This window comes from Limnobaculum xujianqingii, from assembly GCF_013394855.1.
GTDB lineage: Bacteria > Pseudomonadota > Gammaproteobacteria > Enterobacterales > Enterobacteriaceae > Limnobaculum > Limnobaculum xujianqingii.
Genome location: NZ_JABMLK010000002.1, coordinates 917,723 through 943,768, shown reverse-complemented (window position 1 = coordinate 943,768; position 26,046 = coordinate 917,723). Strand labels below are relative to the sequence as shown.

Sequence of the window (26,046 nt, the reverse complement as noted above, 5' to 3'; positions counted from 1 at the left end):
CCTATTGGGGTATCGCCAAGCGGTAAGGCAACGGGTTTTGATCCCGTCATCCCCAGGTTCGAATCCTGGTACCCCAGCCATTTCCTTCCCTCCTTTTAGCAGCTTTATCTTTCTCCCATTGTTTTGATCCCTATTTTAATTTGACCCTATCTTCACTTATTGTTTAAAAATTCATCAATCAAATAGTTTAATCCTTAAATCTGCCTGTTTTCGACCTGATGAGCAGATCAAAACCTTGACGAAAACGACACATATCCGCATAATGCGCTCCTTAACGCCGTTGAAGGTTAAGCAAAAAGTATTTGGCTACGTAGCTCAGCTGGTTAGAGCACATCACTCATAATGATGGGGTCACAGGTTCAAATCCCGTCGTAGCCACCATTTTGCGGAAGTGGCGAAATTGGTAGACGCACCAGATTTAGGTTCTGGCGCCGCAAGGTGTGCGAGTTCAAGTCTCGCCTTCCGCACCATTTTCCTTCAGCGACAATATAACTGGTGGGGTATCGCCAAGCGGTAAGGCAACGGGTTTTGATCCCGTCATCCCCAGGTTCGAATCCTGGTACCCCAGCCATTCTCTTATCGGGTATGGTTATCCAGATATAAAAAAACTCGCATTAGCGAGTTTTTTTATATCTGTCGTTCACGTTCGGCATAACTTTGCCACTAATTACAGCCCCAATGCATATTTCAATGCCCATTGCTTGAGTTTGCCAGAGCGTTCCGCCGCCATTAACGCCAGATTACGCATCAGACGCAGCGGTGGCAGCTGATTGCTAAACGCTTTATAAAATAAATCCATTCCGGACTGCATCAGTAAGTTATCCGGATAGCGCCTGCGCTGATAACGGCTTAAAACCTTATCAGAACCGTACTCCTCCCCTTGCTTACGAGCCTCCAGTAACACCTGTAATAAGCAATCCACATCACGATAGCCTAAATTAACTCCCTGACCAGCCAGAGGATTAATGGTGTGTGCTGAATCCCCCACCAGCACCATGCCAGATTGATAATAACGTTGAGCATGGCGGCGAATTAACGGAAATGAACCTGCGGCTTTTACTTTTACCGCCCCCAAACGTTCCGGAAATTCACGCAGCACTTCTTTTTCTAATTCAGGCAGAGAAAGAGACTGTAACTGGCGAATGCGGGACGGTGAGTCATACCACACCAGCGAAGCATATTGGCCAAATAGCGGTAAAAACGCACGAGGGCCTGAAGGATAAAATTGCTGCCAGGTCGCATCTTGCGGAGGTTGTTGAGTCTCAACGGTTATCAACATACAGGACTGACGATACTGCCAGCCAGTTAATCCGATACCGGCAAACTTTCTTACCGCAGAATCTGCACCATCCGCACCGATGATCAATGGCGCACTCAGGCATTCACCATTATCCAATGTTACCAGCTTTAATTTAGCGTCAGACTCTGATGGCATAATCGACACTAAACGTGCCGGACAATGCAATGCTAATGACGGCCAATGTTCAAACTGTTGCCATAAACCCAGTTGAATAAGTCGGTTCTCTACCATGTACCCCAATTCAGGCAACGATAACGAGGCGGCATCAAATACCACTTTAGACTCATTCCATTCCCAGGTTTCCAGCTTGCGATAAGGTGTAATTCGCATTGACGCAATATTATCCCATGCACCCAATCGCTTTAGCAGATTAACCGAAGTACAACCAATGGCAGAAACTCGCACATCAGGCTCACTATTTGAGGAAAAAGCTACCGGACTATCATGTTCTATCACCGCGACCGACCAGCCTGCCTGTACTAATCCAAGGGCAACCGCTGCGCCAACCATTCCACCGCCGACAACAATCGCATCATACTGTTTTATCGTTTTTTTCATCTTGTTATCACACCGCGCTAATCCTTACTGTCACAGAGTGTACCGGATTTTTACAATTCCTTCAGCGTTGAAGCGATGCTTAAGCTGGTCACGGGAACAACAAACCATTACAATACGCGCCCTGCATAGGGTTTTAACCTGTACTGAGTAGCGAATCTATGACCAAGAAACTGTATATAAAAACCTGGGGCTGTCAGATGAACGAGTACGATTCATCTAAAATGGCCGATTTACTGGGAAGTACCCATGGCTATCAGCTGACTGAAGATGCTGAAGAGGCGGATGTTCTATTGCTGAATACCTGCTCAATTCGTGAAAAAGCGCAGGAAAAGGTATTCCATCAGCTTGGTCGCTGGAAGTCATTTAAAGATACCAGACCCGATATTATTATTGGCGTAGGTGGATGCGTGGCATCTCAGGAAGGGGATCACATTCGTCAACGCGCACCGTTTGTCGATGTCATCTTTGGGCCACAAACCCTGCACCGCCTGCCAGAGATGATCAATAAAGCCAGCGGCACGCGTAGTCCGGTGGTTGATATCAGCTTCCCGGAAATCGAGAAGTTCGACCGTTTACCGGAACCTAAAGCCGAAGGCCCTACCGCTTTTGTCTCCATTATGGAAGGCTGCAATAAATATTGTACTTACTGTGTGGTGCCTTATACCCGTGGTGAAGAAGTGAGTCGTCCAAGCGATGACGTATTATTTGAAATTGCACAGCTTGCGGCACAAGGCGTGCGGGAAGTAAACCTGCTGGGGCAAAACGTTAATGCTTACCGTGGACCTGCTTTTGATGGTGGCATCTGCTCGTTTGCAGACCTGTTACGTTTAGTCGCCAGCATTGATGGCATTGACCGTATTCGCTTTACTACCAGCCATCCGATTGAATTCACTGACGATATCATTGAAGTCTATAAAGACACGCCTGAATTAGTCAGTTTCTTGCATCTGCCGGTACAAAGCGGTTCTGACCGCGTGTTAAATATGATGGGCAGAACACATACCGCACTGGAATATAAAGCCATTATTCGCAAGCTGCGTGCGGCACGTCCGGACCTGCAAATCAGCTCTGACTTTATCATTGGCTTCCCGGGGGAAACCCTGCAAGACTTTGAACAGACCATGAAGCTGATTGCCGATGTTGATTTTGATATGAGCTATAGCTTTATCTTCTCTGCTCGTCCGGGAACACCAGCTGCCGACATGGTAGATGATGTACCAGAAGAAGAGAAAAAACAGCGTCTGTATATTTTACAAGAGAGAATCAACCAGCAGGCCATGCAGTATAGCCGACGTATGCAAGGCAGCATTCAGCGTATTTTAGTGGAAGGCACATCGCGTAAAAGCGTTATGGAACTGTCTGGCCGCACCGAAAATAACCGCGTGGTTAACTTCGAAGGTACTCCGGATATGATTGGTAAATTCGTTGACGTTGAAATTGTCGATGTTTATACCAACTCCCTGCGCGGCAAGCTGGTAAGAACGGAAGATCAGATGAACTTGCGGGTTCAGGCTTCACCGCAAGAGATGATCGTTCGTACCCGTAAAGAAGATGATTTAGGTGTAGGTGTTTACCAGCCTCAATAAAGTCAATTTTTCATATGAAAGCATCATGGTAAACAGTAAACCTGATTACCATGATGCTATGAAAAACAAACGCTATCTTCATTGCGATTAGTATTAATCAGACACAGGGAAAGTAAAAAATGGGCATGATCATTCTACCAACCATCGGCTTACTGTGTATTCTAATCCTGATTCTGGGTGTTCTTCTGTTCTACATAAATAAACGTTCATCCCCTGTGCTGGTCATTCTGTTTATTCTGGCTGCCGCCGCCGCCTGCTCAGTTGGCTGGTTTCTCTATCAATGCATAGCGGCTACCGGCGGCGGTCATTAAGTTGCTTCACTCCCCCGATAAACGTGATTTCATCGAATTTATCTCAATAGTTGCGAATTTGAGATCCCACATGAATAATGATGTAAGTTATCTATAATTAAAGATAAATAGAGCTGTACAAAAACTGTTCTTATTCATTAATCACATCGCGAGATTAAGAGGTACTACTTGAAGATTGATACTCTGGAAGTTTCACTGGAACCCGCAGACAATGAGCGCCTGAAAAGCTTATGTGGTCCATTTGATGACAATATCAAACAGTTGGAACGACGCCTTGGTATTGAAATCAACCGTCGCGATAATAGATTCACTCTGGTTGGAAAAGCCGCCTGTGTTGAAGTTGCTAAAGATATTCTTCTCACGCTTTATGTGGATACCGCACCGGTGCGTGGGCTCATTGCTGATATTGAACCCGACCAAATACACTTAGCCATTAAAGAATCCGGCGTTTTAGAACAAATTGCCGATTCGGTACCTGAGTACGGCAAAGCGGTGATCATCAAAACCAAACGGGGAATGATTAAACCACGTACGCCAAATCAGGCTCAGTACATTGCTAATATTCTCGATCACGACATTACCTTTGGTGTTGGCCCTGCCGGTACCGGTAAAACCTATCTGGCAGTTGCTGTCGCAGTTGATGCGCTGGAACGTCAGGAAATTCGCAGAATATTACTCACCCGCCCTGCGGTTGAAGCGGGAGAAAAACTGGGATTTCTGCCCGGTGACTTAAGTCAGAAAGTTGACCCTTATCTGCGACCATTATATGACGCACTGTTTGAAATGTTAGGTTTTGAACGGGTCGAAAAGCTGATGGAGCGTAACGTTATTGAAGTTGCTCCTCTGGCTTATATGCGTGGTCGTACGCTGAACGATGCGTTTATTATTCTGGATGAAAGCCAGAACACCTCCATTGAGCAAATGAAGATGTTCCTGACCCGCATCGGTTTTAACTCTAAAGCAGTGATCACCGGTGACGTAACGCAAATCGACCTGCCGCGTAATCAAAAATCCGGATTGCGTCATGCGATTGAGGTATTATCCAACGTTGATGAAATCAGCTTTAATTTCTTTCATAGCGAAGACGTGGTCAGACACCCGGTGGTTGCCCGTATCGTTATCGCCTATGAAGAATGGGAAGCAGAAGACCAAAAACGTAAAGACGCACTGGCAGAGCAGCGTAAACGCGAATATCAGCAAACTTCTGAGTCTGGTGCGCAATAATTGAAGGCAGATATGGATCATGTAATTTTAGATTTGCAGGTAGCCTGTGAGAACTCTCAGGGGCTACCTGATGAGCAAGAGATTCAACGCTGGCTGGATGCAGCGGTGCTTCCTTTTCAGTTAGAAGCCGAAGTCACCGTCCGTCTGGTGGATATTGAAGAGAGCCACCAGCTGAATCATACTTACAGAGGCATGGATAAGCCGACCAATGTGCTATCATTTCCTTTTGAGGCTCCACCCGGCATGGAAATGCCGCTGTTGGGGGATTTGATCATTTGCCGCCAGGTAGTCGAAAAGGAAGCAAGTGAACAAAATAAGATTTTACTCGCACATTGGGCTCATATGGTTGTCCATGGTAGCCTCCATCTGTTAGGGTATGATCACATCATTGATGATGATGCAGAAGAAATGGAGTCTTTAGAGACTGAGATTATGCAAGAGTTAGGTTATCCTGACCCTTATGCCTCAGAAAAAGACGCAGTCTAACTAACTAATAAAGAATGCATGAGCGACGATCATTCACAAAGTAACGATAGCCCTGGACCCAAAAAGGGCTTCTTTTCACTGATTCTTGGCCAGTTTTTTCATAGCGAGCCTAAAAACCGCGGCGACTTAGTCGAACTTATCCGCGATTCAGAACAAAACGATCTTATCGATCCTGATACCCGCGATATGCTGGAAGGTGTCATGGATATCGCTGAACAACGCGTTCGCGATATTATGATCCCACGTTCCCAGATGATTACCTTAAAACGTAATCAACCGTTGGAAGAGTGTCTGGAGGTGATTATCGAATCAGCCCACTCCCGCTTCCCGGTGATCAGCGAAGACAAAGACCATATTGAAGGCATTTTAATGGCAAAAGATTTATTGCCATTTATGAGTAAAGATTCTCAGCCTTTTACTATCGATCAGGTTCTTCGCCCGGCGGTAGTGGTGCCAGAAAGTAAGCGTGTTGACCGCATGCTGAAAGAGTTTCGTTCACAACGCTACCATATGGCGATTGTGATTGATGAATTCGGCGGCGTTTCTGGCCTGGTTACCATCGAAGATATTCTTGAGTTGATTGTTGGTGAAATCGAGGATGAATATGATGATGTGGAAGACCGGGATGTGCGCCAACTGAGCAAGCATACTTTCACCGTCAGAGCCTTAACGCCGATAGAAGAGTTTAATGAGGTTTTCTCTACCAACTTCAGTGATGAAGAGGTCGATACTATCGGTGGTCTGGTGATGCAAGCCTTTGGTCATCTGCCATCACGGGGAGAGATCATCTCTATTGAGGGTTACCAGTTTAAAGTCGCTATGGCTGATAGCCGGCGCATTATTCAGGTACACGTCACGATTCCTAATGAATCACCACAACCACAGTTAGAAGATTAAATATCACATGGCTGTAGCCCATATTTTTGACCGCCAGCGGATTAGATTACCGCTGGCGTTAATTTTAGGTGCCTGTGGCACCCTTTCACTTTCCCCTTTCGACCTGTGGCCTGTGGCGCTGATTTCGCTATGTGGCTTATTAGCCCTGACGCTAAACCGTACGCCCAGGCAGGCCATGTCGGTTGGTTTTTATTGGGGATTGGGTCTGTTCCTGTCCGGCATTCACTGGGTTTACGTCAGCATTGACCAGTTTGGTGGTCTGCCGATGCCAATCAGTATCGGGTTGGTATTACTGCTGGCAGCCTATCTGTCCCTTTATCCGATGCTATTTGGTTGGTTACTGGCACGTTTCTGGCCAAAAACTACCGTCTGGCGTCTGGCTTTGGCGGCCCCTGCTCTCTGGCAGGTTACCGAATTTTTACGCGGTTGGGTTTTTACCGGATTTCCCTGGGTACAATTTGGCTACAGTCAGGTCGATGGACCGCTGAAAGGCATTGCACCACTGCTGGGTGTTGATGCTATCAATATGTTGATGGTTGCTACCAGCGGCCTGCTGGTATTGGCTATTTGTCAGCGGCGGATTTTGCCCGCCATTATCGCCATCCTCTGCATTTTGCTACCCTGGCCTCTCAAGCAGGTGCAATGGTTTACCGAACAGCCGGAACGTGCCGTTGATATCGCTTTAGTGCAGGGAAATATTGCCCAGTCATTAAAATGGAACCCTAACCATCTGCTGCCTACTCTGGAAGCTTATGTAAATGAGTCCAGACCTTATATTGGCAAATCACGAATTATTATTTGGCCTGAAGCGGCAATTCCGGATATAGAAACCAGACAGGCTTCATTCTTATCCACGTTGGATAGGACTTTCCGTGAAAATAACTCAACGCTAATCACCGGTATTATCGATTATCGAACCACGCCACAGCGTTCTGATTACTACAATACCCTGATTGTATTGGGCAACCAGCAGCCTTATCAGTACGGCGGTACTAACCGATACAATAAGCACCATTTGGTTATCTTCGGCGAATATGTACCTTTTGAGTCAATTCTTCGCCCGCTGGCCGCTTTCTTTGATTTACCGATGTCATCAATCAGCGAAGGTAATTATCTGCAAGCCCCGATTGATGTCGCCGGATATAAAATCACCAGCGTTATTTGCTATGAAGTGATCATTGGTCAGCAAGTAAGAGATAACTTCACACCGGATACCGACTTCCTGTTAACCATTTCCAACGATGCCTGGTTTGGCGACTCTATTGGCCCATTACAGCACTTCCAGATGGCGCGCATGAGAGCATTAGAATTGGGTCGTCCAATGCTGCGTGGTACTAACAATGGCGTGACTGCGGCAATTAATGCCAGCGGTGATGTGATTGACCAGATTCCACAATTTAAACGTCAGGTACTGGAAGTGAAGGTCGCACCAACAACGGGTATGACACCTTATGCCCGTTGGGGATCATTACCAGTATGGTTAATAACTTTACTGCTGGCTGGTGGTTCCTGGCTGTTGTCCCGCCGTTCAAAGTAGAATGCCTCAGCGGGCTACAGGTTCGTTATTTCTGTAGCCCGCTATTCTGCAACATCACTCAATAATCGTTTAGCCCGTACGGTAAAACCGCTGTTGATATGCTGTTTAAGTACCCTACATGCCTGCTCTGAATCATTACTGCTCAATCCCTCAACAATTTCCTTATGTTCCTGAATCGATCGGGTTATATATTCCTGAGAGAATGTGAGCCGGTTACGCATGGCTAATACCTTGGTGGTGGTGTTGCGATGCATATCCATTAAATAGGGATTATTGGCAAACTTAAGCAATGAGCGGTGAAAAGCGGTATCTAAAGCCAGATAAGCTTCACGATCGGGTTTTAGTAAAAAAGGTTCACAACATTGAATATTTTGTTGTAGTTCGGTAAGCAACTTTTCGCGGTTCTTATTTAACGCACTTTGAATCGCACAAGTCTCCAGGGCAATTCTTAATTCGCTAATATTATCAATTTCTTCCGCAGTCAAACGACAGATAAAAGTGCCACAGCGTGGACGAATCTCAATTAAATGTTCAGAGCAAAGGCGTAATAATGCTTCGCGGACAGGAGTTTTGCTTAATCCAAACAGTTCTGAAAGTTGGCTTTCCGTCACCTGTTGCCCAAACTCAAACTCGCCGGAGATGATCATCTGACGAATTTTATCCGCAGCTATTTCGGTTAACGTTTTTGGGATCTCTAAATGCATAGTCGACCTCGCTGTAGCTATCTTGTCAATGATTGCTATGTTTCAGCCTTGAAGCCGTCCGACTGGTTGGATCGCCAAGACCTGTAACGAAACTATCTTCTTATCTGTCAATCAGGCGAATCATATACTATGCGATAAGAAAATATAGCGATGGCATCATACTTTCAGAATAAGCGCCCCACCCACAGAATCCGGGCGGGGCAGATGATAAACAAGCAACTAAGCCGTAATGGTATAGGCCAGATAATCCTTCACAATATTCTCATTAAGCTCCTGCCCTAACCCGGGTAGATCGGGAATAGAGTAATAGCCATTAACCGGTTGATAGTCGTTGGTACAAAGCTCACGAATACAGGCTTTCAAACCATGGGTATGGTGCTCATGAATAATGAAGTTAGGGATAGCCGCTTCCATATGCAATGATGCCGCCATCGATACAGGCCCGCCACAAACGTGAATTTGAACCGTTGCATCATAAATGTTGGCATAATCACAAATCTTCTTACCTTCGGTAATGCCTCCACACAGGCACAAATCAGGCTGTACTACGGCTACGCTCTGTTTCTCAAATAATTCCCGATATCCCCAACGGGTATATGAACGCTCTCCCGTGGCCACAGGAATATTGATACTACGAGCAACCAGCGCCATATTATCGCTATTAAGTGGATGAACCGGCTCTTCATAAAAGAAGATATTGTATTTCTCAATAGCTCGGGCAAATTGAATGGCAGAGTTGGTTCCCAACAGAGAATGGATTTCCACGATGATATCCACATCGGGTCCAACGGCTTCCCGCATAGCAGCAATACGCTCTTCCCCCATACGCAGCTGATCGGTAAGCAACAGACCAAAATAGTTCTGGTTAATCTCCCAATCTAACGGTGGCCCCCCATTACGATCGACCTGTAATGGATCGACTTTAATCGCGGTATACCCTTCTGCAATAGCTTTACGGGCCGCATCGGCATACTGTTCCGGCGTGGTTAACATCTGGAAAGTATCACTCCAGCCAAACTGCAATTGGCTGGCATAGGCGCGCAATTTCTCATTGGTCTTGCCTCCCAGCAACTGATAGATCGGCGCATTCAGTACTTTGCCTTTGATATCCCATAATGCAATATCAATGGCGCTCATACCGGCATAGAAGACGTTACCGCCGCCCATTCCCCAGAATGTAGCTCTAAACAAATTCTCCCAAATAGCCTCTGACTTCATGGGATCTTTGCCTACTATTCTCGGTGCCAAATCACGCAAAATACCGACACCGGCTTTAGCCCCTGCACCATAAGCTAAACCTACTTCCCCGATACCGCTAATACCGGCATCGGTGTTGATACGTACCATTACCGGATTAAAACGCGCCATTCTCGGATCCCGGCGATTAACCTCACAATCAAAAATTTCAACGCTGGTAATTTTCATACAACTCTCCGTCCTGTCATATAAATAATGGGTTACAGGGGAATTTATGCCGTTACGGCTTTAGCCTCTTTGGCTTTCACCCGAGGAATTCGCATGGTGATGAGCAACACGCTGGAAATAACACACAGGATTGCTTCCACCACAAAGACACCATAAGAACCATAGGATTTAGCCACATACCCCAATCCTAAATTGGCGAAGAATCCTCCCAGGCTGGAGCAAGAGTTAATAACCGCAATGCTGATAGCTAAACCGGCTGGTGATAACAACATGGAAGGGATAGCCCAGAAAGGACCGTAATAACTGAGGATACCGACACCAAACAACACCATACCGAACATACGAATCGACATAGAATCAGCGGTAGCGATAACTAAAAACGCCGCGCCAGCCAGTAGCATAGGAAGTGCCGCATGGAATTTTCGTTCACCTTGCTTATCTGAATGCGCTCCCCATAAAGGCATAGCAAACATGGCACACAGGAAAGGTACCGCCATAATCAAACCAACATGAGTATCCGTCAGGCCGGAGGTAAATCCCTTTACCTGCCCCGGCAACCAGTAATTACTGGCCTGAGAAGCAGCCTGAACAAACATATAAACAAACGACAGACGCCATAAAATCGGATTACGAACAATTTGCCAAAACGTCATTGAATTGCCCGCAGGTTGTCCCTGAGTTTCCGTGTTTAACTCAGCAACCAGCCATGATTTTTGTTTGTCAGTTAACCAAGGGGCATCCTGAGGGCGATCATAAAGTACATAAAAGGTCAGAACCCCAAGCAGAACAGTCGGTATTCCTTCAATGGCAAATAACCAACGCCAACCGGCATGATCAAAGAAATTGGCATGCTGGATAATCCATCCGGACATGGGTGCAGCCACCACAGACGAAACCGCGATTGCCATCATAAATAGCGCAGTGACACGTGCACGCTCTTTGGCTGGAAACCAACAGGCAAGATAGTAAATCATCCCGGGGAAGAAACCGGCTTCGAATACCCCTAACAGCAAACGTGCCGCCAGCAGGTGTTCGAAACTTTGGGCAAAAAACAGCAGTGTTGTTACCCCGCCCCATGCAATCAGAATAAAGCCAATCCATCTTCTGGCTCCTAACTTCTGAATCATCATATTGCTGGGTATCTGACACACCAGATAAGAAATAAAAAATACCGATGCAAGTTGTCCAAACTGAACGCTGGAAATCCCCAAATCGACATTCATTTGTAAAGCGGCGAAACCGATATTAACTCGGTCCATATAGTTGAAAAAATAAAGAATAAAGGCAAAAGGAATAATATGCCTTCCTATGGTTTTTAATGTATCCCTGCCGATCTGAATATCAGTTTGTCTCTCCATATCTCACTATCCTCTTTCTTATTGTCAGGAAATGAGATACCAAACTAATTGAAAAAACCTCCCCTTGCTTGAGCTGATATATGATATCTCAGTACATCATATATCAGATCAAATATTGACCAGCTCCGTTTTGATATTTGTCTCTGTAATCAATCCGTTTCTGGTCATTTTTATCAATCCCACCTCTGTTATACAAAAAATTAACATATCTCAGACTTGGCACGTACCTTGCTACATATCTATTGAGGCCAGATAAAAGGTGAAAATAATCCTGAAATTTCTGGTTGTTAAGGATGGAATGCACCAATAAGGTGCAAATTTGCACTAAAAGCAAGCATATCTGTGAATTCGCTCACTAATGGTGCAAATTACTGGTAAACAAGGTGTTAATTGTTTTACACAAACACAGCATTAAACTACATTTTAATTACATCATTGGCAGTCTTCAGACTGACTGATGGGCAACAAAAAACGGTTACAACATCATACTGATAACAATGAAGGAGTAAGTCATGCAATTACGCAAGTTAGCACTACCGCTAGTTTTAATGGGTCTGACAAGTACGGCGCTCCACGCAGAGGATTTGGACGGTACACTGAAGAAGATTAAAGACACGGGAGTCATCACCGTTGGTCACCGGGAATCTTCTGTTCCTTTCTCTTACTATGATAATCAGCAGAATGTTGTCGGTTATTCACAAGATTACTCCAACCTGATTGTTGATGCGGTTAAAAAGAAACTGGACTTACCAAACCTTCAGGTCAAATTAATTCCTATTACCTCTCAAAACCGTATTCCATTGTTGCAGAACGGTACTTTTGATTTCGAGTGTGGTTCAACCACCAATAACGTAGAGCGTCAAAAGCAAGTTGATTTCTCTAACACTCTGTTTGTCGTCGGTACTCGTCTTCTGACCAAAAAAGATTCTGGCATTAAAGAGTTTGCCGATCTGAAAGATAAAAATGTTGCGGTAACCTCAGGTACCACTTCAGAAACTATCCTGAACAAGCTGAACGATTCCGACAAATTAAACATGAAAATCATCAGTGCTAAAGACCATGGTGATGCATTCCGTACTGTGGAAAGCGGTCGTGCAGTTGCCTTCATGATGGATGACGCATTACTGGCCGGTGAAAGAGCAAAATCTAAGAAACCGGATCAGTGGGAAATTGTTGCCAAACCACAATCATTTGAAGCCTACGGTTGTATGCTGCGCAAAGGCGACGCTCAGTTTAAAAAGCTGATGGACGAAACTATTGCTCAAGCGCAAACCTCTGGCGCAGCAGAAAAATCCTATGACAAATGGTTCAAACAGCCTATTCCACCGAAGAATCTGAACATGAACTTCGAACTGTCAGAAGATATGAAGAAACTGTTTAAAGCACCGAACGATAAAGCCCTGAACTAACAGAGTTACATCGCAGTTATCGGCTCTAGGTTGGCTCCCTTTACGCTCAATTCGGCGTAAAGGGATGCCGATAAAAAGAAATAATAAGGGCTAAGTTATGTTTGGAAACTGGAATTGGGGAATATTCTTAGAACAAGCCCCGTTTGGAAATACTACCTATCTGGATTGGCTGTGGGCTGGTTTTCAGGTCACGGTAGCACTGTCCATATGCTCATGGATTCTGGCGTTTATTCTGGGATCGCTGTTTGGTATTTTACGCACTGTTCCTAACCGTGTACTTTCCGGTATGGGAACCCTGTACGTTGCACTATTTCGTAACGTTCCATTAATTGTACAATTTTTTATCTGGTATCTGTTGGTGCCTGAGTTATTACCGGCATCTATTGGTGATTGGTTTAAAGGCGATCTGGATCCAAATATCCAATTCTTTGTGGTCTCTGTCTGCTGTCTGGGCTTCTTTACTGGTGCCCGTGTGTGTGAACAAGTCAGAACTGCTATTCAGTCACTTCCTCGTGGACAAAGAGGCGCTGCGCTGGCATTAGGGCTAACCCTGCCTCAGGCATATCGCCACGTGCTGTTACCTAACGCTTACCGCATTATTATTCCACCGTTGACCTCTGAAATGCTTAACATGGTGAAAAACTCCGCTGTGGCATCAACCATTGGTCTGATTGAACTTTCTGCGCAGGCAAACAAGCTGTTGGAGTACTCCGGCTACGCTTACGAATCCTTCCTTGCTGTCACCGTCGCTTACGTATTGATTAACATCGTAGTTATGCGACTGATGAAGCTGGTTGAGAAGAAAACCCGTCTGCCTGGCACCTTTGGAGGATAATGATGCTTGAATTTGACTGGAGTACTATTATTCCAAGCATGCCTTATCTGCTGGAGGGCATGTGGGTTACGCTGAAAATAGCTATCAGCGCGATCGTTTTTGGTATCGCCTGGGGAACCGCATTAGCGATTTTCCGACTGGCACCTCCACCTTTCCGCTGGATTAGTTGGATTGCTGCGGCTTACGTTAATACTTTCCGCTCCGTACCGCTGGTTATGGTTCTGATGTGGTTTTACCTGATTGTGCCTCAGATACTACAAAAGTTTCTGGGACTGTCACCACAAACGGATATTCGTTTTATTTCTGCTGTTATCGCCTTCTCACTGTTTGAAGCGGCCTACTACTCAGAAATTATTCGTGCTGGTTTACAGAGTGTTGCCCGCGGACAAAACTCCGCTGCACTGGCATTAGGCATGACCCCATGGCAATCCATGCGTTTGATCATTCTGCCTCAGGCATTTAAAGCCATGACGCCACTGTTGCTGACTCAAGGCATCATTCTGTTTCAGGATACCGCACTGGTGTACGTTATCGGCCTGGCAGACTTCTTCCGTAGCGCAACTAACGTTGGTAAGACCTCTGGTACCGAAATTGAGATGGTTTTATTTGCTGGTTTCGTCTACTTTATTGTCTGTTTATCCGCCTCCTTACTTGTAACTTATTTGAAAAAAAGGACGACAGTTTGATGATTTCCTTAAAACATGTTTCTAAATGGTATGACCGTTTTCAGGTGTTGTCAGATTGCACAACCGAAGTGAACAAGGGTGAAGTGGTCGTAGTTTGTGGCCCTTCCGGTTCCGGTAAATCTACCCTGATTAAAACGGTTAACGGCCTTGAGCCAATTCAGCAAGGTACTATCCTGGTTGATGGTATTGCGGTTAACGATCCTAAAACCAATCTGGCACAGTTACGTGCCCGGGTTGGTATGGTGTTCCAACATTTTGAATTGTTCCCCCACCTGTCAATCATTGAAAACCTGACGCTGGCTCAAATTAAAGTGCTCAATCGCAGTAAAGATGAAGCACAAAAGAAAGGGTTGGCACTGTTAGATCGCGTTGGATTAACCAGCCATGCTAACAAGTTTCCAAGCCAGCTTTCTGGTGGGCAACAGCAGCGTGTAGCTATTGCCCGTGCTTTATGTATGGATCCAATTGCCATGCTGTTTGATGAACCAACCTCTGCACTCGATCCGGAAATGATTAATGAAGTTCTGGATGTTATGGTTGAGCTGGCTTACGAAGGAATGACTATGATGGTGGTTACGCACGAGATGGGCTTTGCTAAAAAAGTTGCGCACCGCATTCTGTTTATGGATGAAGGCAAAATTATCGAAGACACCAAAAAAGATGACTTCTTTAATAATCCTCAATCCGATCGTGCCAAAGATTTTCTGGCGAAAATCCTGCATTAAGATGATTTCTCAATACTTAAAGGCTCTGCAATTTGCAGAGCCTTTATACAATCAGCCTACAAAACATCCCTAACAGCACATTAAGTCCTGTATAAACACACCACTTTGATACACTTCTCGCCTTCTCTTATCATGCCAAAGCGCCCATTAATGATTGTGATTTTCTATGCAAACTGAACTCTCGATCTTGTATCGTGCCATACAACAATTTCTGCTTTACTCTCTGGCTGCTGCAATAGCGACTGGAATGATGTTTCTCGACATTACTCTGGTAGGTAATCAATTAGATGAGCTCTCATTTGTTGAGATCTCTCAGGAAAGCATGTTGCTGATTAGCATTCTGTTATTTCTGCGGCTGGCATGGAAGAGAATTGATATCAGAAATTCGAGTGTACTGATTGCTGGTTTTTTTAGCTGTATGCTTATTCGTGAATTCGATAGTGTTTTAGATATGATTCATCACGGATTTTGGCTTTATCCTGCTTTACTGGTTGCCGCCATCTGTATACTTTACGCCGCTTTTAATATCAAAAGCACACTGGTGCAGTTGGTTAACTTCACCCGGTCGTCCAACTATGGTTTTATGATCTCCGGTCTGGTATGTATTCTGATTTTTTCCCGGCTATTTGGCATGAAATTCTTATGGTACAACCTTCATCCGGAAGAGTCGCGCTTCTTAATGTATAACATCAAAGCAGCCGTTGAAGAAGGTGCGGAACTATTTGGCTACTCTCTTTGCCTGATTTCCAGCCTGTTTTACTATCAGGAACATCGCACATCATCAATAAACTCACCTTCAGTACCCCATAACTGAAGGTCATCCCCTGCTTTGCGATAAATATTTAACATAAAAATCATTTACCATGCTTTTGAGTATTGTTGAGGCCGACGCTTATCGGCTATCCTATGGGGATCTATTTCCCAATTGCAGATAAATGCTACTGCTAGTCATTTAGCAAATTAAAACAGAAGGACGATGCGTCGCCATGCAAGAGCAATACCGCCCGGAAGATATTGAATCTCACGTACAAAACCATTGGCAAGAAAACAAAACCTTTCAGGTCACTGAAGACCCAACAAAAGAAAAATATTACTGCCTCTCCATGTTGCCTTACCCTTCGGGGCGACTACATATGGGCCACGTACGTAACTACACTATCGGCGACGTAATTTCTCGTTACCAGCGTATGCAGGGCAAAAACGTACTGCAGCCAATTGGCTGGGATGCGTTTGGTCTTCCTGCTGAAGGTGCTGCGGTTAAAAATAACACTGCTCCGGCACCCTGGACCTACGAAAATATTGCCTACATGAAAAACCAGTTAAAGCTGTTAGGTTTTGGTTATGACTGGAGTCGTGAATTGGCCACCTGCGATCCTGATTATTATCGTTGGGAACAATGGTTCTTCACCAAGCTGTATGAAAAAGGTTTAGTTTACAAAAAAACCTCCGCAGTAAACTGGTGTCCAAATGACCAGACGGTACTGGCTAACGAACAAGTTATTGATGGCTGCTGCTGGCGTTGTGATACGCCGATTGAACGTAAAGAAATCCCGCAATGGTTTATTAAAATTACGGCCTATGCCGATCAACTGTTAGACGATCTGGATACCCTTGAAAGCTGGCCTGAGCAGGTTAAAACCATGCAGCGTAACTGGATTGGCCGCTCTGAAGGGGTGGAAATCAAGTTTGCTGTTGAGGGTTCTGCTGACAGTCTGTCTGTCTATACCACTCGCCCTGATACTTTTATGGGCGTGACCTATGTTGCTATTGCCGCTGGTCACCCACTGGCTGCTCTGGCAGCGCAAAATAACCCTGCTCTGAATGCATTTATTGATGAATGCCGGAATACCAAAGTAGCCGAAGCCGAAATGGCCACCATGGAGAAAAAAGGGGTTGCTACTGGTTTATATGTTATTCATCCTTTAACGGGTGAAAAACTGGCTGTCTGGATCGCTAACTTTGTGCTGATGGATTATGGCACAGGTGCCGTTATGGCAGTTCCGGGACATGACGAGCGCGACTGGGAATTTGCCACCAAATATAATCTGCCGATTAAACCGGTTATTTTAACCGCCGAAGGCACTGAGCCAGATCTAAGCCAACAGGCAAGCACTGAAAAAGGCGTACTGTTTAACTCTGGTGAGTTCGACGGGCTGGATTTTGATGCCGGTTTCAATGCCATTGCAGATAAGCTGGTATCAATGAACGTGGGTGAGCGTAAAATCAATTATCGCTTACGCGACTGGGGTGTATCCCGTCAACGTTATTGGGGCGCACCAATTCCAATGATGACGCTGGAAGACGGTACCGTGGTACCGACACCTGACGATCAACTGCCGGTTATCCTGCCAGAAGATGTCACCATGAATGGTATCACTAGCCCAATTAAAGCCGATCCGGAATGGGCTAAAGCAACCTATAACGGACAACCAGCTCTGCGTGAAACCGACACTTTTGACACCTTTATGGAGTCATCCTGGTATTACGCACGTTATACCTGCCCTCAATATGATAAAGGCATGCTGGACCCGGCAGCAGCGAACTACTGGCTGCCAGTTGACCAGTATGTTGGTGGTATTGAACATGCCATCATGCACCTGATGTATTTCCGTTTCTTCCATAAACTGCTGCGTGATGCTGGTCTGGTTACTTCCGATGAACCAGCTAAACGCCTGTTATGTCAGGGAATGGTATTAGCCGATGCCTTTTACTACACATCTGGTACTGGTGAGCGTATCTGGATTGCACCAAGCGAAGTCACCGTAGAACGTGATGATAAACAACGCATCATTAAAGCTTTCGATAAAGAGGGTCGTGAACTGGTTTACAGTGGCATGGCTAAAATGTCGAAATCTAAAAATAACGGTATTGATCCACAGGATATTGTTGAAAAATACGGTGCGGACACCGTGCGTCTGTTCATGATGTTTGCTTCTCCTGCAGAAATGACGCTGGAATGGCAAGAGTCTGGCGTTGAAGGCGCTAACCGCTTCCTGAAACGCTTATGGCGTCTGGCTTATGACCATCTGTCAAAAGGTGCTGTTGCAGAGCTGAATGTTAGCGCTCTGAACGACGAGCAAAAAGCGTTGCGTCGCGATCTGCATAAAACCATCGCTAAAGTGAATGATGACATTGGTCGCCGTCAGATTTTTAACACTGCGATTGCTGCCGTAATGGAGTTAATGAATAAGTTAACCCGCGCGCCGCAAGAGAGTGAACAAGATCGTGCACTGATGCAAGAAGCGCTGCTGGCAGTTGTTCGTCTGCTTTATCCATTTACCCCACACATCTGTTTCACTCTGTGGCAATCGCTGGGTGGTCAGGGTGATATTGATTCATCACCATGGCCAGTTGCGGACCAAGCCGCTATGGTTGAAGACGAGAAGTTGGTGGTGGTTCAGGTTAATGGTAAAGTCCGGAGCAAAATCACCGTAGCCGCCGATATTACCGAAGAACAGGTTAAGGCGATTGCGATGGCCGATCCTCAAATTGCTAAATATCTGGATGGCGTCACTATTCGTAAAGTGATTTATGTTCCAGGGAAACTTTTAAATCTGGTTGTAGGTTAAGCCAAGGAGTATATGTGCGACATCCTATTGTAACAATCATCGTTGCTATGGCAGTGCTGGTCACTGCCGGATGCGGGTTTAACTTACGCGGTACGACCAGTGTCCCCGGCGAGTTAAAAACGCTGATTCTGGATACATCCGACCCTTATGGCCCAATGACCAGAGCGGTACGCAGCCAGTTACGCCAAAATGGTGTAACTATTGTTGATAGTTCAACGACTGACAAAGATACGCTAAAAAGTACGCCATCTTTACGGCTGGGCGGTGTAGCTTCTGGTCAGGATACCGTTTCTATTTTCCAAAACGGTACCACTGCTGAATATCAAATGGTTATGTCTGCCAGCGCTCAAGTAATGATCCCTGGAAAAGGTATTTATCCAATTAATGCAAAAGTATTCCGCTCTTTCTTTGATAACCCATTAACCGCATTAGCAAAAGATGCTGAGCAGGATATGCTTTATCAGGAAATGAGAGAACAACTGGCGCAACAGCTGGTACGTAAATTGATCACTGTTCAAACCACCGAACAACCAGAAGATGAATCAGACAGCCAGCCGGTCACACCTGCTCGCGGTGCCGTTACGGTTCAATGATTCGACTCTATCCTGAGCAACTTAATGCGCAGCTCCATGAGGGGCTGCGTAGTTGCTATCAACTGTATGGTAACGAACCTTTATTGCTGGAAGAGAGTCAGGATGCCATTCGTCGCGCGGCATTAGCTCAAGGTTTTAGTGAAAGTTTTAGCTACGATATTGGCCCCCAAACTGATTGGGAATCTATCTTCACCGAATGCCAGTCGCTCAGTCTTTTCTCCAGCCGAAAAATATTTATCCTTCAGTTTCCTGAGAATGGCGCTAATGCGACTATTGGTGAACAACTTAAACAATTAGCAACGCTGCTGAATCCTGACATTTTGCTTATTTTGCGTGGACCTAAACTTACCAAAGCTCAGGAAAACAGCGCCTGGTTTAAAACATTGGGTGAACATAGCGTTTATGTCAGTTGCTTAACGCCGGAACAGGCCCACTTACCTCGCTGGGTTGCTCAACGGGCAAAAACGTTTAAGTTAACAATCGATGAAGCAGCAATCCAACTCTTGTCCTACTGCTATGAAGGCAACCTGCTGGCGCTTTCACAGGCACTTGAACGCCTTTCTCTACTTTATCCCGATGGGAAGCTCACTTTGCCAAGGGTTGAACAGGCGGTTAACGATGCTGCTCACTTTACCCCTTACCATTGGATTGATGCCATTCTGGCAGGAAAAGCCAAAAGAGCGTTTCATATTCTCCACCAGTTACGTCTGGAAGAGACCGAATCTCTGATTTTGATTCGCACCCTGCAACGAGAATTACTGCATCTTTTGAATTTACAAAGAAAAATGCGGCAAACTCCCCTCAGAACACTATTCGATCAACAAAAGATATGGCAAAATCGGCGCCCTTTGTTAACGCAAGCGTTACAACGGTTAACGGCGGTTCAACTGAACCAAGCTGTTGCCCTGCTCACTCAGCTTGAGTTAATTGTAAAACAGGACTTTGGGCAGTCTATCTGGGATGGTCTGGAAAGTCTGATGATGCTGCTATGCGGTAAACCTTTATCTGAGGCGCGTTTAGATGTCTGACAGGATAGAAAGCGGCGAGGCTATTCACGCCTTATTTGGTGGTACCTTTGATCCCATTCATTACGGGCATTTAAAACCCGTTGAAGCTTTAGCTCAGGAAGTGGGTCTTAATCGTATTACGCTATTACCTAACCATGTACCGCCTCATCGACCACAGCCGGAAGCCAATACTCAACAACGGCTGGAAATGGTTAAACTGGCAGTGGCTGGTAATCCGCTGTTTTCCGTTGACGAACGAGAGTTACATCGCCTCGCTCCGTCTTATACCATCGATACTCTGGAAGAAATTCGCCATGAACAAGGGGAAAAGATTCCGTTAGCTTTTATTATCGGTCAGGACTCTCTGCTGACATTGCACTACTGGCACCGCTGGCAATCACTCTTAGATTACTGCCATCTTTTGGTTTGTGCCCGCCCGGGATATACCGATAAGCTGGATACTCCGGAGTTGGAGTATTGGCTGGAACAACATCGCACCACCAATATTGATAACTTAAAGCAACAGGCTAACGGTTTAATCTACCTTGCCCATACGCCACTATTAGATATTTCTGCCACCGATATTCGCCGACGCAAGCATAATGGTATTAGTCTCGATGACCTACTGCCACCAACAGTACAACAGTATATAGAACAACAGGGCTTATACCGTTAAGGCTGGAACCATGCTATTATCCGCCATCGGTTAAAAATACAAAAACCCGTTAAATTCACTTTATTATATTACGGTGATTAACACTGATGTTGTCATGTCCGTAAAATAGTAGATTATTCCTTATAATATGAAGAGATTTTTATCCGGAGGGGGAACCTTTGCAAGGTAGTGAGCTCCAATCATTTGTTATTGATAAAATAGAAGATCTGAAAGGTCTGGACATTGTCAGAATTGACGTCAGTAAAATATCCAGTATTACTGACTGTATGATTATTTGTACCGGCACCTCCAGCAAACACGTTCAGTCTATTGCCGATCATGTTGTTCAATCTGCTCGTCAGGCGGGTATGTTACCTCTTGGTATTGAAGGTCAAAATGCCGGTGATTGGGTGGTAGTTGATTTGGACGATGTCATAGTTCATGTATTGCAGGCTGATAGTCGCCAGTTGTATGAACTAGAAAAACTCTGGAGTTAACGGGTGAAACTGCAGCTTATCGCAGTAGGGACAAAAATGCCCGACTGGGTGCAAACCGGATTTAATGATTATATCCGCCGTTTCCCCAAAGATATGCCCTTTGAATTAACAGAAATCCCCGCTGGAAAGCGCGGTAAAAATGCAGATATTAAACGCATTCTGGAAAAAGAAGGTGAACTCATGTTGGCTGCTGTGGGTAAAGGTAACCGAATTGTCACTTTAGACATTCCCGGTCGACCTTGGGAGACACCACAACTGGCACAACAGTTGGAGTTATGGAAGCAGGATGGGCGCGATGTGAGTTTACTGATTGGTGGGCCGGAAGGTTTGGCCCCTGCCTGTAAAAGTGCTGCCGAGCAGAGTTGGTCCTTATCACCATTAACCTTACCTCATCCATTAGTAAGGGTTTTGGTGGCAGAGAGCCTTTATCGTGCATGGAGTATCACAACAAATCATCCTTATCACCGTGAATAGCAAATTGAATGAAATAGTTTTTGGATGAAAAAAGAACCTAACGCCTTCCGTGACCACACGGCAGAATCTGCTTTATTTATACGCCGGGCACTGGTTGCTCTTATTGGTGTCATTATTCTTATTGCTGTTCTTATTGCTAACCTCTACAACATCCAAATTAAACGTTTTGAAGACTATCAGACCCGTTCTAATGACAACCGGATTAAGCTGGTTCCTATTGCCCCTACTCGCGGATTAATTTATGACCGTAATGGTGTAGTGTTAGCAGAAAACCGAACTATCTATCAGCTTGAATTAGTTCCGGAAAAAATCAGTAATCTAAAAGGCATAATGGAAGAACTACGCTCCGTTGTTGATTTAGATGATGATGATATAGCTAACTTTGAAAAAGAGCGTAAAAACTCACGCCGTTTCACACCCATCGCGTTAAAAACTAAACTTACAGAGCTACAGATTGCTCACTTTGCCGTTAATCAATATCGTTTCCCTGGTATTGAGATAAAAGGATATCAGCGCCGCTTCTATCCTTATGGTTCTGCCCTGACCCATGTTGTTGGTTACGTTTCAAAAATAAATACGCAAGATTTAGAGCGTCTGGCTGCCAGCAACCAGCTGCAAGATTACTCTGCCACACATGATATTGGTAAGCAGGGTATTGAGAAATATTACGAAGAAGTGCTGCATGGTAAACCCGGTTATGAAGAGGTTGAAGTTAACAGCCGTGGTCGGGTCATTCGCCAGCTAAATGAACAGCCACCTCAGGCGGGTAAAGACATCTATCTGACCGTTGATTTAAGTCTGCAAAAATATATTGAAGAATTACTGGGTACCCGTCGTGCCGCTGTGGTTGTCAGCGATCCGCGCGATGGTGGAATATTAGCTATGGTTTCCAGCCCAAGCTATGACCCAAATATGTTTGTTGATGGCATTGCCTACAGTGATTACCAAAAACTGTTAAACGATCCGGACAGACCGCTTATCAACCGTACCACTCAGGGTACCTACCCTCCAGCTTCAACAGTGAAACCCTATATTGCCGTCGCTGCACTATCTGAAGGGGTTATTACTAAGAAAACCTCGATTTACGATCCCGGTTGGTGGCAACTCCCTAACACGGATAAACGCTATCGCGACTGGAAACGTTCTGGCCATGGTCATCTGGACGTTACTCGTGCACTGGAAGAGTCTGCTGATACCTATTTCTATCAGGTCGCCTATGACATGGGAATCGACCGTCTATCAGGCTGGATGAGAAAATTTGGCTATGGTGAATATAGCGGTATTGATATTGCTGAAGAGTATCCTGGCGTAATGCCAACCCGCGAATGGAAAATGAAACGCCATAAAAAACAGTGGTATCAGGGTGATACTATTCCTGTGGGTATCGGTCAGGGCTACTGGACCGCCACTCCGCTTCAAATGTCCAAATCACTGGTGACGCTGATTAACGATGGTTTAGTTAAAACACCTCATTTGCTCAGCGGCACAAAGATTAATGGTAAATTAGTGCCCTATCAGCAGAAAGAAAATGTCCATATTGGTGACATAAAATCTGGTTTCTGGGAAATCGCCAAAGATGGTATGTATGGAGTGGTATCGCGTCCTAACGGTACGGCTCGCCGCGTATTTGCGGGTACACCTTATAAAGCGGCAGGTAAATCAGGAACCGCACAGGTTTTTGGTTTGAAGAAAAATGAAGTCTATAACGCTAAAAAGATTTCAGAACACCTGCGTGACCACGCACTGTTTGTTGGCTTTGCTCCTTATGATAGTCCGAGAGTGGCTGTTTCAATGATTCTTGAAAACGGCGGCGGCGGCGGCGGTAATGCAGGTCCAATTGTACGCCGTATTCTTGACCATATATTGCTGAACGATCAGAACACAGCAATGCCTGAACTTAATGCATCACACAGTGATGGTGACTGACAGTGGCTGATAAATAACCAATGAGCGATAACAAAAAACCAACGATATGGACCAAAATCCATATTGACCCCATTATGACCTTCTTACTGTTGGTGCTGCTGGCCTATAGCTTTTTTGTACTGTGGAGCGCCAGCGGGCAAGATCCGGAGATGATGGAACGTAAAATCAGCCAGACTATTCTTGGGTTTGGTGTGATGTTGGTGATGGCTCAAATTCCCCCCCGAGTGTATGAAAACTGGGCTCCTTACCTGTATATTTTCTGTGTTATCTTACTGATTCTGGTAGACGTTTTTGGTCAGATCAGTAAAGGAGCACAGCGCTGGTTAGATTTGGGGGTGGTGCGATTCCAACCGTCAGAAATTGCTAAAATAGCGGTTCCACTGATGGTTGCCCGCTATATAAACCGTGACTCCTGCCCTCCCTCATTGAAAAACACCGGTATTGCTCTGGTAATAATTTTCTTCCCTACTCTGCTGGTGGCTGCCCAGCCTGATTTAGGAACATCAATACTGGTTGCCGCATCTGGCCTATTTATTCTGTTTCTGGCAGGTATGAGCTGGCGACTAATACTTGTTGCCGCTCTGGCCGTGGCCGCCTTTATTCCGGTTCTCTGGTTCTTCCTGATGCATGATTATCAGCGAGGGCGAGTGATGATGTTGCTCGATCCGGAAAGTGACCCCCTGGGAGCTGGATATCATATTATTCAGTCAAAGATTGCCATTGGTTCTGGTGGGTTATGGGGTAAAGGCTGGCTACATGGAACTCAGTCACAATTGGAGTTTCTGCCAGAACGTCACACTGACTTTATTTTTGCCGTTCTGGCTGAAGAGCTGGGATTAATTGGCGTGCTGGTACTGCTAGCGCTCTATTTATGCGTCATTATCCGTGGATTTATGCTGGCGGCTCATGCCCAGACCAGTTTTGGCCGTGTGCTGATTGGCGGGATAGTGATGATTCTCTGTGTGTATGTTTTTGTCAATATCGGTATGGTTAGTGGAATTTTGCCAGTAGTTGGCGTACCGTTACCGTTCATCAGTTACGGTGGTTCTGCATTAATTGTGCTGATGGCCGGGATGGGTATTGTTATGTCGATACATACCCACAGAAAACTACTTTCGAAAAACGTTTAAGGACGAGTTGATGCGTAAACAGTGGCTATGGATTTGTGCAATGGGTTTCATGCTGGCGGCCTGTGAGTCAACGCCCCCACCACCTAAAACACCGACATTGCCACCGCTGCCTCATTCCGGACCAGCAACAGAAATTAGCGGTGTTGAACCCCGCTACGAACCTTATAATATTGGCACAATGAAAGATTATAAGGTGAGAGGTAAAAATTACCGTATTATCACTCAGCCGGAGAATTTCAGCGAAGAAGGTTTGGCAAGCTGGTATGGTCAGGAGTTACACGGAAATAAAACCGCCACCGGCGAAATCTTTGATGCCTACGAGTTAAGCGCTGCACATCCTACTCTGCCTCTTCCCAGCTATGTACGAGTAACTAATTTAAGTAATGGTCGTCAGTTAGTTGTGCGCGTGAACGATCGTGGTCCCTTTACTAAAGGCCGGGTCATCGATTTATCTAAAGCTGCAGCCGATCGTCTGAATATTACCGGCCAAACTAAAGTCAGGCTGGATGTCATCGTCGTGTCACCAAACGGTCAGCTATCTGGTCCGGGAACTATCGGCTCAACGGTTGCAAAACGCTCCTATGAGCTTCAAAACCGTCCATTAATTGGCAATCAGGTAATTTCAACACCTCAACAAAGTCTGAGCGCTCAGCAGGAAGTGCAAGTGAATATTCCTGCACAACCGGACAATCGGATAGCAATACCTACCCCTGCGGATAATAACCATAACCTATTGCTTAGTGCGCCAGCACAGTCTGAAAGAGTAAGTATTCCTGCAACACCAAATTCAACCGTCAACGTACCGGCATCTCCCGACAGGGATAATGCTCAATCGGTGAGTGCGACTTCTACTGGTTTTTTGGTTCAGGTTAGCGCAGTGAATGACCACCAGAGAGCCGTTGAAGTACAAAAAAGATTAAGTAGCCAACTGAACGTACCAGGAATGGTGTCTGCTGGCGGAGCGTACTATCGCATCCAGTTAGGCCCTTTCAGTACCAGAGAACAAGCTCAAGAATTGCAACAACGTTTAGCAAGCCAGGGACAGCCTAATAGTATTATCTTGGTAGCATCACGCTAATCAGCGAGTTGTCACCTTATCGTCTTACAGACATGGAAAAATTCAGCGGCACCGGATACCCATAAAACAACACGCG

At 45.5% G+C, this 26,046-nt stretch carries 24 protein-coding genes and 4 tRNA genes; 24 read left to right on the top strand and 4 right to left on the bottom strand.

From position 1 onward, the window contains the following. Positions 1-5 precede the first annotated feature (5 nt). From GOL65_RS18320 to GOL65_RS18305, 4 genes are all read left to right on the top strand, one after another. Positions 6-80, top strand: a tRNA-Gln gene (locus GOL65_RS18320). Between the two features lie 224 nt (positions 81-304). Then, positions 305-381, top strand: a tRNA-Met gene (locus tag GOL65_RS18315). A 4-nt stretch (positions 382-385) separates the two neighbouring features. Then, positions 386-470: transfer RNA gene (locus tag GOL65_RS18310), tRNA-Leu, on the top strand. Positions 471-496: 26 nt separating this feature from the next. Further along, positions 497-571: transfer RNA gene (locus GOL65_RS18305), tRNA-Gln, on the top strand. A gap of 96 nt (positions 572-667) precedes the next feature. Here GOL65_RS18305 and ubiF read toward each other — a convergent pair. Next, positions 668-1,858 (bottom strand): 3-demethoxyubiquinol 3-hydroxylase, encoded by a 1,191-nt coding sequence (gene ubiF, locus GOL65_RS18300; protein ID WP_140918061.1) that lies wholly within the window; start codon positions 1,856-1,858, stop codon positions 668-670. A 158-nt stretch (positions 1,859-2,016) separates the two neighbouring features. Between ubiF and miaB the strand changes: the two genes are divergently transcribed. The 6 genes from miaB to lnt all read left to right on the top strand — a co-directional run bounded on the left by miaB (position 2,017) and on the right by lnt (position 7,899). Continuing rightward, complete coding sequence (miaB, locus tag GOL65_RS18295; RefSeq protein WP_140918062.1) at positions 2,017-3,444, top strand: tRNA (N6-isopentenyl adenosine(37)-C2)-methylthiotransferase MiaB; 1,428 nt, start codon at positions 2,017-2,019, stop codon at positions 3,442-3,444. A gap of 119 nt (positions 3,445-3,563) precedes the next feature. Then, positions 3,564-3,755: a hypothetical protein gene (locus GOL65_RS18290; RefSeq protein ID WP_140918063.1), complete on the top strand. Its 192-nt coding sequence runs from the start codon at positions 3,564-3,566 to the stop codon at positions 3,753-3,755. Positions 3,756-3,923: 168 nt separating this feature from the next. Continuing rightward, a complete protein-coding gene (locus GOL65_RS18285; protein WP_140918064.1) occupies positions 3,924-4,979 on the top strand; it encodes a PhoH family protein in 1,056 nt (351 codons plus the stop codon). Positions 4,980-4,991: 12 nt separating this feature from the next. Next, a complete protein-coding gene (gene ybeY, locus GOL65_RS18280; RefSeq protein ID WP_140918065.1) occupies positions 4,992-5,465 on the top strand; it encodes an rRNA maturation RNase YbeY in 474 nt (157 codons plus the stop codon). 18 nt (positions 5,466-5,483) lie between these two features. Further along, on the top strand, positions 5,484-6,362 hold the full coding sequence (corC, locus tag GOL65_RS18275; protein WP_140918066.1) for a CNNM family magnesium/cobalt transport protein CorC: 879 nt from the start codon (positions 5,484-5,486) through the stop codon (positions 6,360-6,362). Positions 6,363-6,369: 7 nt separating this feature from the next. After that, a complete protein-coding gene (gene lnt / locus GOL65_RS18270; RefSeq protein WP_140918067.1) occupies positions 6,370-7,899 on the top strand; it encodes an apolipoprotein N-acyltransferase in 1,530 nt (509 codons plus the stop codon). Positions 7,900-7,940: 41 nt separating this feature from the next. On the opposite strand, the gene GOL65_RS18265 is transcribed toward lnt, so the two are convergent. From GOL65_RS18265 to GOL65_RS18255, 3 genes are all read right to left on the bottom strand, one after another. Further along, on the bottom strand, positions 7,941-8,603 hold the full coding sequence (locus tag GOL65_RS18265; protein WP_140918068.1) for a GntR family transcriptional regulator: 663 nt from the start codon (positions 8,601-8,603) through the stop codon (positions 7,941-7,943). Positions 8,604-8,822: 219 nt separating this feature from the next. Then, positions 8,823-10,028, bottom strand: a complete 1,206-nt coding sequence (locus GOL65_RS18260) for a mandelate racemase/muconate lactonizing enzyme family protein (RefSeq protein WP_140918069.1) — start codon at positions 10,026-10,028, stop codon at positions 8,823-8,825. Positions 10,029-10,072: 44 nt separating this feature from the next. Beyond that, a complete protein-coding gene (locus GOL65_RS18255) occupies positions 10,073-11,386 on the bottom strand; it encodes an MFS transporter (RefSeq protein WP_140918070.1) in 1,314 nt (437 codons plus the stop codon). Between the two features lie 512 nt (positions 11,387-11,898). Here GOL65_RS18255 and GOL65_RS18250 point away from each other — a divergent pair. The 14 genes from GOL65_RS18250 (at position 11,899) to rlpA (ending at position 25,970) form a co-directional block, all read left to right on the top strand. Beyond that, positions 11,899-12,795 carry a glutamate/aspartate ABC transporter substrate-binding protein gene (locus GOL65_RS18250; RefSeq protein ID WP_140918071.1) on the top strand — a complete coding sequence of 299 codons (897 nt, stop codon included), beginning with the start codon at positions 11,899-11,901 and terminating at the stop codon, positions 12,793-12,795. A gap of 97 nt (positions 12,796-12,892) precedes the next feature. Then, the gene (locus GOL65_RS18245) at positions 12,893-13,630 is read left to right on the top strand and encodes an amino acid ABC transporter permease (protein WP_140918072.1); all 738 of its coding nucleotides are present in this window, start codon (positions 12,893-12,895) and stop codon (positions 13,628-13,630) included. A gap of 2 nt (positions 13,631-13,632) precedes the next feature. Continuing rightward, the gene (gltK, locus tag GOL65_RS18240; protein WP_130593673.1) at positions 13,633-14,316 is read left to right on the top strand and encodes a glutamate/aspartate ABC transporter permease GltK; all 684 of its coding nucleotides are present in this window, start codon (positions 13,633-13,635) and stop codon (positions 14,314-14,316) included. After that, positions 14,316-15,041 carry an amino acid ABC transporter ATP-binding protein gene (locus tag GOL65_RS18235; RefSeq protein ID WP_108899792.1) on the top strand — a complete coding sequence of 242 codons (726 nt, stop codon included), beginning with the start codon at positions 14,316-14,318 and terminating at the stop codon, positions 15,039-15,041. Before gltK ends, GOL65_RS18235 begins: the two co-directional genes overlap by 1 nt. Positions 15,042-15,207: 166 nt before the next feature. Then, on the top strand, positions 15,208-15,855 hold the full coding sequence (locus GOL65_RS18230; protein ID WP_140918073.1) for a hypothetical protein: 648 nt from the start codon (positions 15,208-15,210) through the stop codon (positions 15,853-15,855). A gap of 172 nt (positions 15,856-16,027) precedes the next feature. Then, positions 16,028-18,610 carry a leucine--tRNA ligase gene (gene leuS, locus GOL65_RS18225; protein WP_140918074.1) on the top strand — a complete coding sequence of 861 codons (2,583 nt, stop codon included), beginning with the start codon at positions 16,028-16,030 and terminating at the stop codon, positions 18,608-18,610. A 14-nt stretch (positions 18,611-18,624) separates the two neighbouring features. Further along, a complete protein-coding gene (lptE, locus tag GOL65_RS18220) occupies positions 18,625-19,203 on the top strand; it encodes an LPS assembly lipoprotein LptE (protein WP_140918075.1) in 579 nt (192 codons plus the stop codon). Continuing rightward, positions 19,200-20,231, top strand: coding sequence for a DNA polymerase III subunit delta (holA, locus tag GOL65_RS18215; RefSeq protein ID WP_140918076.1), 1,032 nt, complete (start codon positions 19,200-19,202; stop codon positions 20,229-20,231). Before lptE ends, holA begins: the two co-directional genes overlap by 4 nt. Continuing rightward, positions 20,224-20,886, top strand: coding sequence for a nicotinate-nucleotide adenylyltransferase (nadD, locus tag GOL65_RS18210; protein ID WP_140918077.1), 663 nt, complete (start codon positions 20,224-20,226; stop codon positions 20,884-20,886). Before holA ends, nadD begins: the two co-directional genes overlap by 8 nt. A gap of 158 nt (positions 20,887-21,044) precedes the next feature. Then, positions 21,045-21,362, top strand: coding sequence for a ribosome silencing factor (gene rsfS / locus GOL65_RS18205; RefSeq protein WP_140918078.1), 318 nt, complete (start codon positions 21,045-21,047; stop codon positions 21,360-21,362). A gap of 3 nt (positions 21,363-21,365) precedes the next feature. After that, the gene (gene rlmH / locus GOL65_RS18200) at positions 21,366-21,836 is read left to right on the top strand and encodes a 23S rRNA (pseudouridine(1915)-N(3))-methyltransferase RlmH (RefSeq protein WP_140918079.1); all 471 of its coding nucleotides are present in this window, start codon (positions 21,366-21,368) and stop codon (positions 21,834-21,836) included. 24 nt (positions 21,837-21,860) lie between these two features. Then, positions 21,861-23,762, top strand: coding sequence for a peptidoglycan DD-transpeptidase MrdA (gene mrdA, locus GOL65_RS18195; protein WP_140918080.1), 1,902 nt, complete (start codon positions 21,861-21,863; stop codon positions 23,760-23,762). A 20-nt stretch (positions 23,763-23,782) separates the two neighbouring features. Further along, positions 23,783-24,892 carry a peptidoglycan glycosyltransferase MrdB gene (gene mrdB / locus GOL65_RS18190; RefSeq protein WP_140918081.1) on the top strand — a complete coding sequence of 370 codons (1,110 nt, stop codon included), beginning with the start codon at positions 23,783-23,785 and terminating at the stop codon, positions 24,890-24,892. A 10-nt stretch (positions 24,893-24,902) separates the two neighbouring features. Then, on the top strand, positions 24,903-25,970 hold the full coding sequence (rlpA, locus tag GOL65_RS18185) for an endolytic peptidoglycan transglycosylase RlpA (protein ID WP_140918082.1): 1,068 nt from the start codon (positions 24,903-24,905) through the stop codon (positions 25,968-25,970). The last annotated feature ends 76 nt before the right edge of the window (positions 25,971-26,046 follow it).

Excerpts from the sequence above, each read along its gene's own strand:
- ubiF (WP_140918061.1), bottom strand. The coding sequence starts at position 1,858 with ATGAAAAAAACGATAAAACAGTATGATGCGATTGTTGTCGGCGGTGGA.
- miaB (WP_140918062.1), top strand. The coding sequence starts at position 2,017 with ATGACCAAGAAACTGTATATAAAAACCTGGGGCTGTCAGATGAACGAG.
- GOL65_RS18290 (WP_140918063.1), top strand. The coding sequence starts at position 3,564 with ATGGGCATGATCATTCTACCAACCATCGGCTTACTGTGTATTCTAATC.
- ybeY (WP_140918065.1), top strand. The coding sequence starts at position 4,992 with ATGGATCATGTAATTTTAGATTTGCAGGTAGCCTGTGAGAACTCTCAG.
- corC (WP_140918066.1), top strand. The coding sequence starts at position 5,484 with ATGAGCGACGATCATTCACAAAGTAACGATAGCCCTGGACCCAAAAAG.
- lnt (WP_140918067.1), top strand. The coding sequence starts at position 6,370 with ATGGCTGTAGCCCATATTTTTGACCGCCAGCGGATTAGATTACCGCTG.
- GOL65_RS18265 (WP_140918068.1), bottom strand. The coding sequence starts at position 8,603 with ATGCATTTAGAGATCCCAAAAACGTTAACCGAAATAGCTGCGGATAAA.
- GOL65_RS18260 (WP_140918069.1), bottom strand. The coding sequence starts at position 10,028 with ATGAAAATTACCAGCGTTGAAATTTTTGATTGTGAGGTTAATCGCCGG.
- GOL65_RS18255 (WP_140918070.1), bottom strand. The coding sequence starts at position 11,386 with ATGGAGAGACAAACTGATATTCAGATCGGCAGGGATACATTAAAAACC.
- GOL65_RS18250 (WP_140918071.1), top strand. The coding sequence starts at position 11,899 with ATGCAATTACGCAAGTTAGCACTACCGCTAGTTTTAATGGGTCTGACA.
- GOL65_RS18245 (WP_140918072.1), top strand. The coding sequence starts at position 12,893 with ATGTTTGGAAACTGGAATTGGGGAATATTCTTAGAACAAGCCCCGTTT.
- gltK (WP_130593673.1), top strand. The coding sequence starts at position 13,633 with ATGCTTGAATTTGACTGGAGTACTATTATTCCAAGCATGCCTTATCTG.
- GOL65_RS18235 (WP_108899792.1), top strand. The coding sequence starts at position 14,316 with ATGATTTCCTTAAAACATGTTTCTAAATGGTATGACCGTTTTCAGGTG.
- GOL65_RS18230 (WP_140918073.1), top strand. The coding sequence starts at position 15,208 with ATGCAAACTGAACTCTCGATCTTGTATCGTGCCATACAACAATTTCTG.
- leuS (WP_140918074.1), top strand. The coding sequence starts at position 16,028 with ATGCAAGAGCAATACCGCCCGGAAGATATTGAATCTCACGTACAAAAC.
- holA (WP_140918076.1), top strand. The coding sequence starts at position 19,200 with ATGATTCGACTCTATCCTGAGCAACTTAATGCGCAGCTCCATGAGGGG.
- nadD (WP_140918077.1), top strand. The coding sequence starts at position 20,224 with ATGTCTGACAGGATAGAAAGCGGCGAGGCTATTCACGCCTTATTTGGT.
- mrdA (WP_140918080.1), top strand. The coding sequence starts at position 21,861 with ATGAAAAAAGAACCTAACGCCTTCCGTGACCACACGGCAGAATCTGCT.
- mrdB (WP_140918081.1), top strand. The coding sequence starts at position 23,783 with ATGAGCGATAACAAAAAACCAACGATATGGACCAAAATCCATATTGAC.
- rlpA (WP_140918082.1), top strand. The coding sequence starts at position 24,903 with ATGCGTAAACAGTGGCTATGGATTTGTGCAATGGGTTTCATGCTGGCG.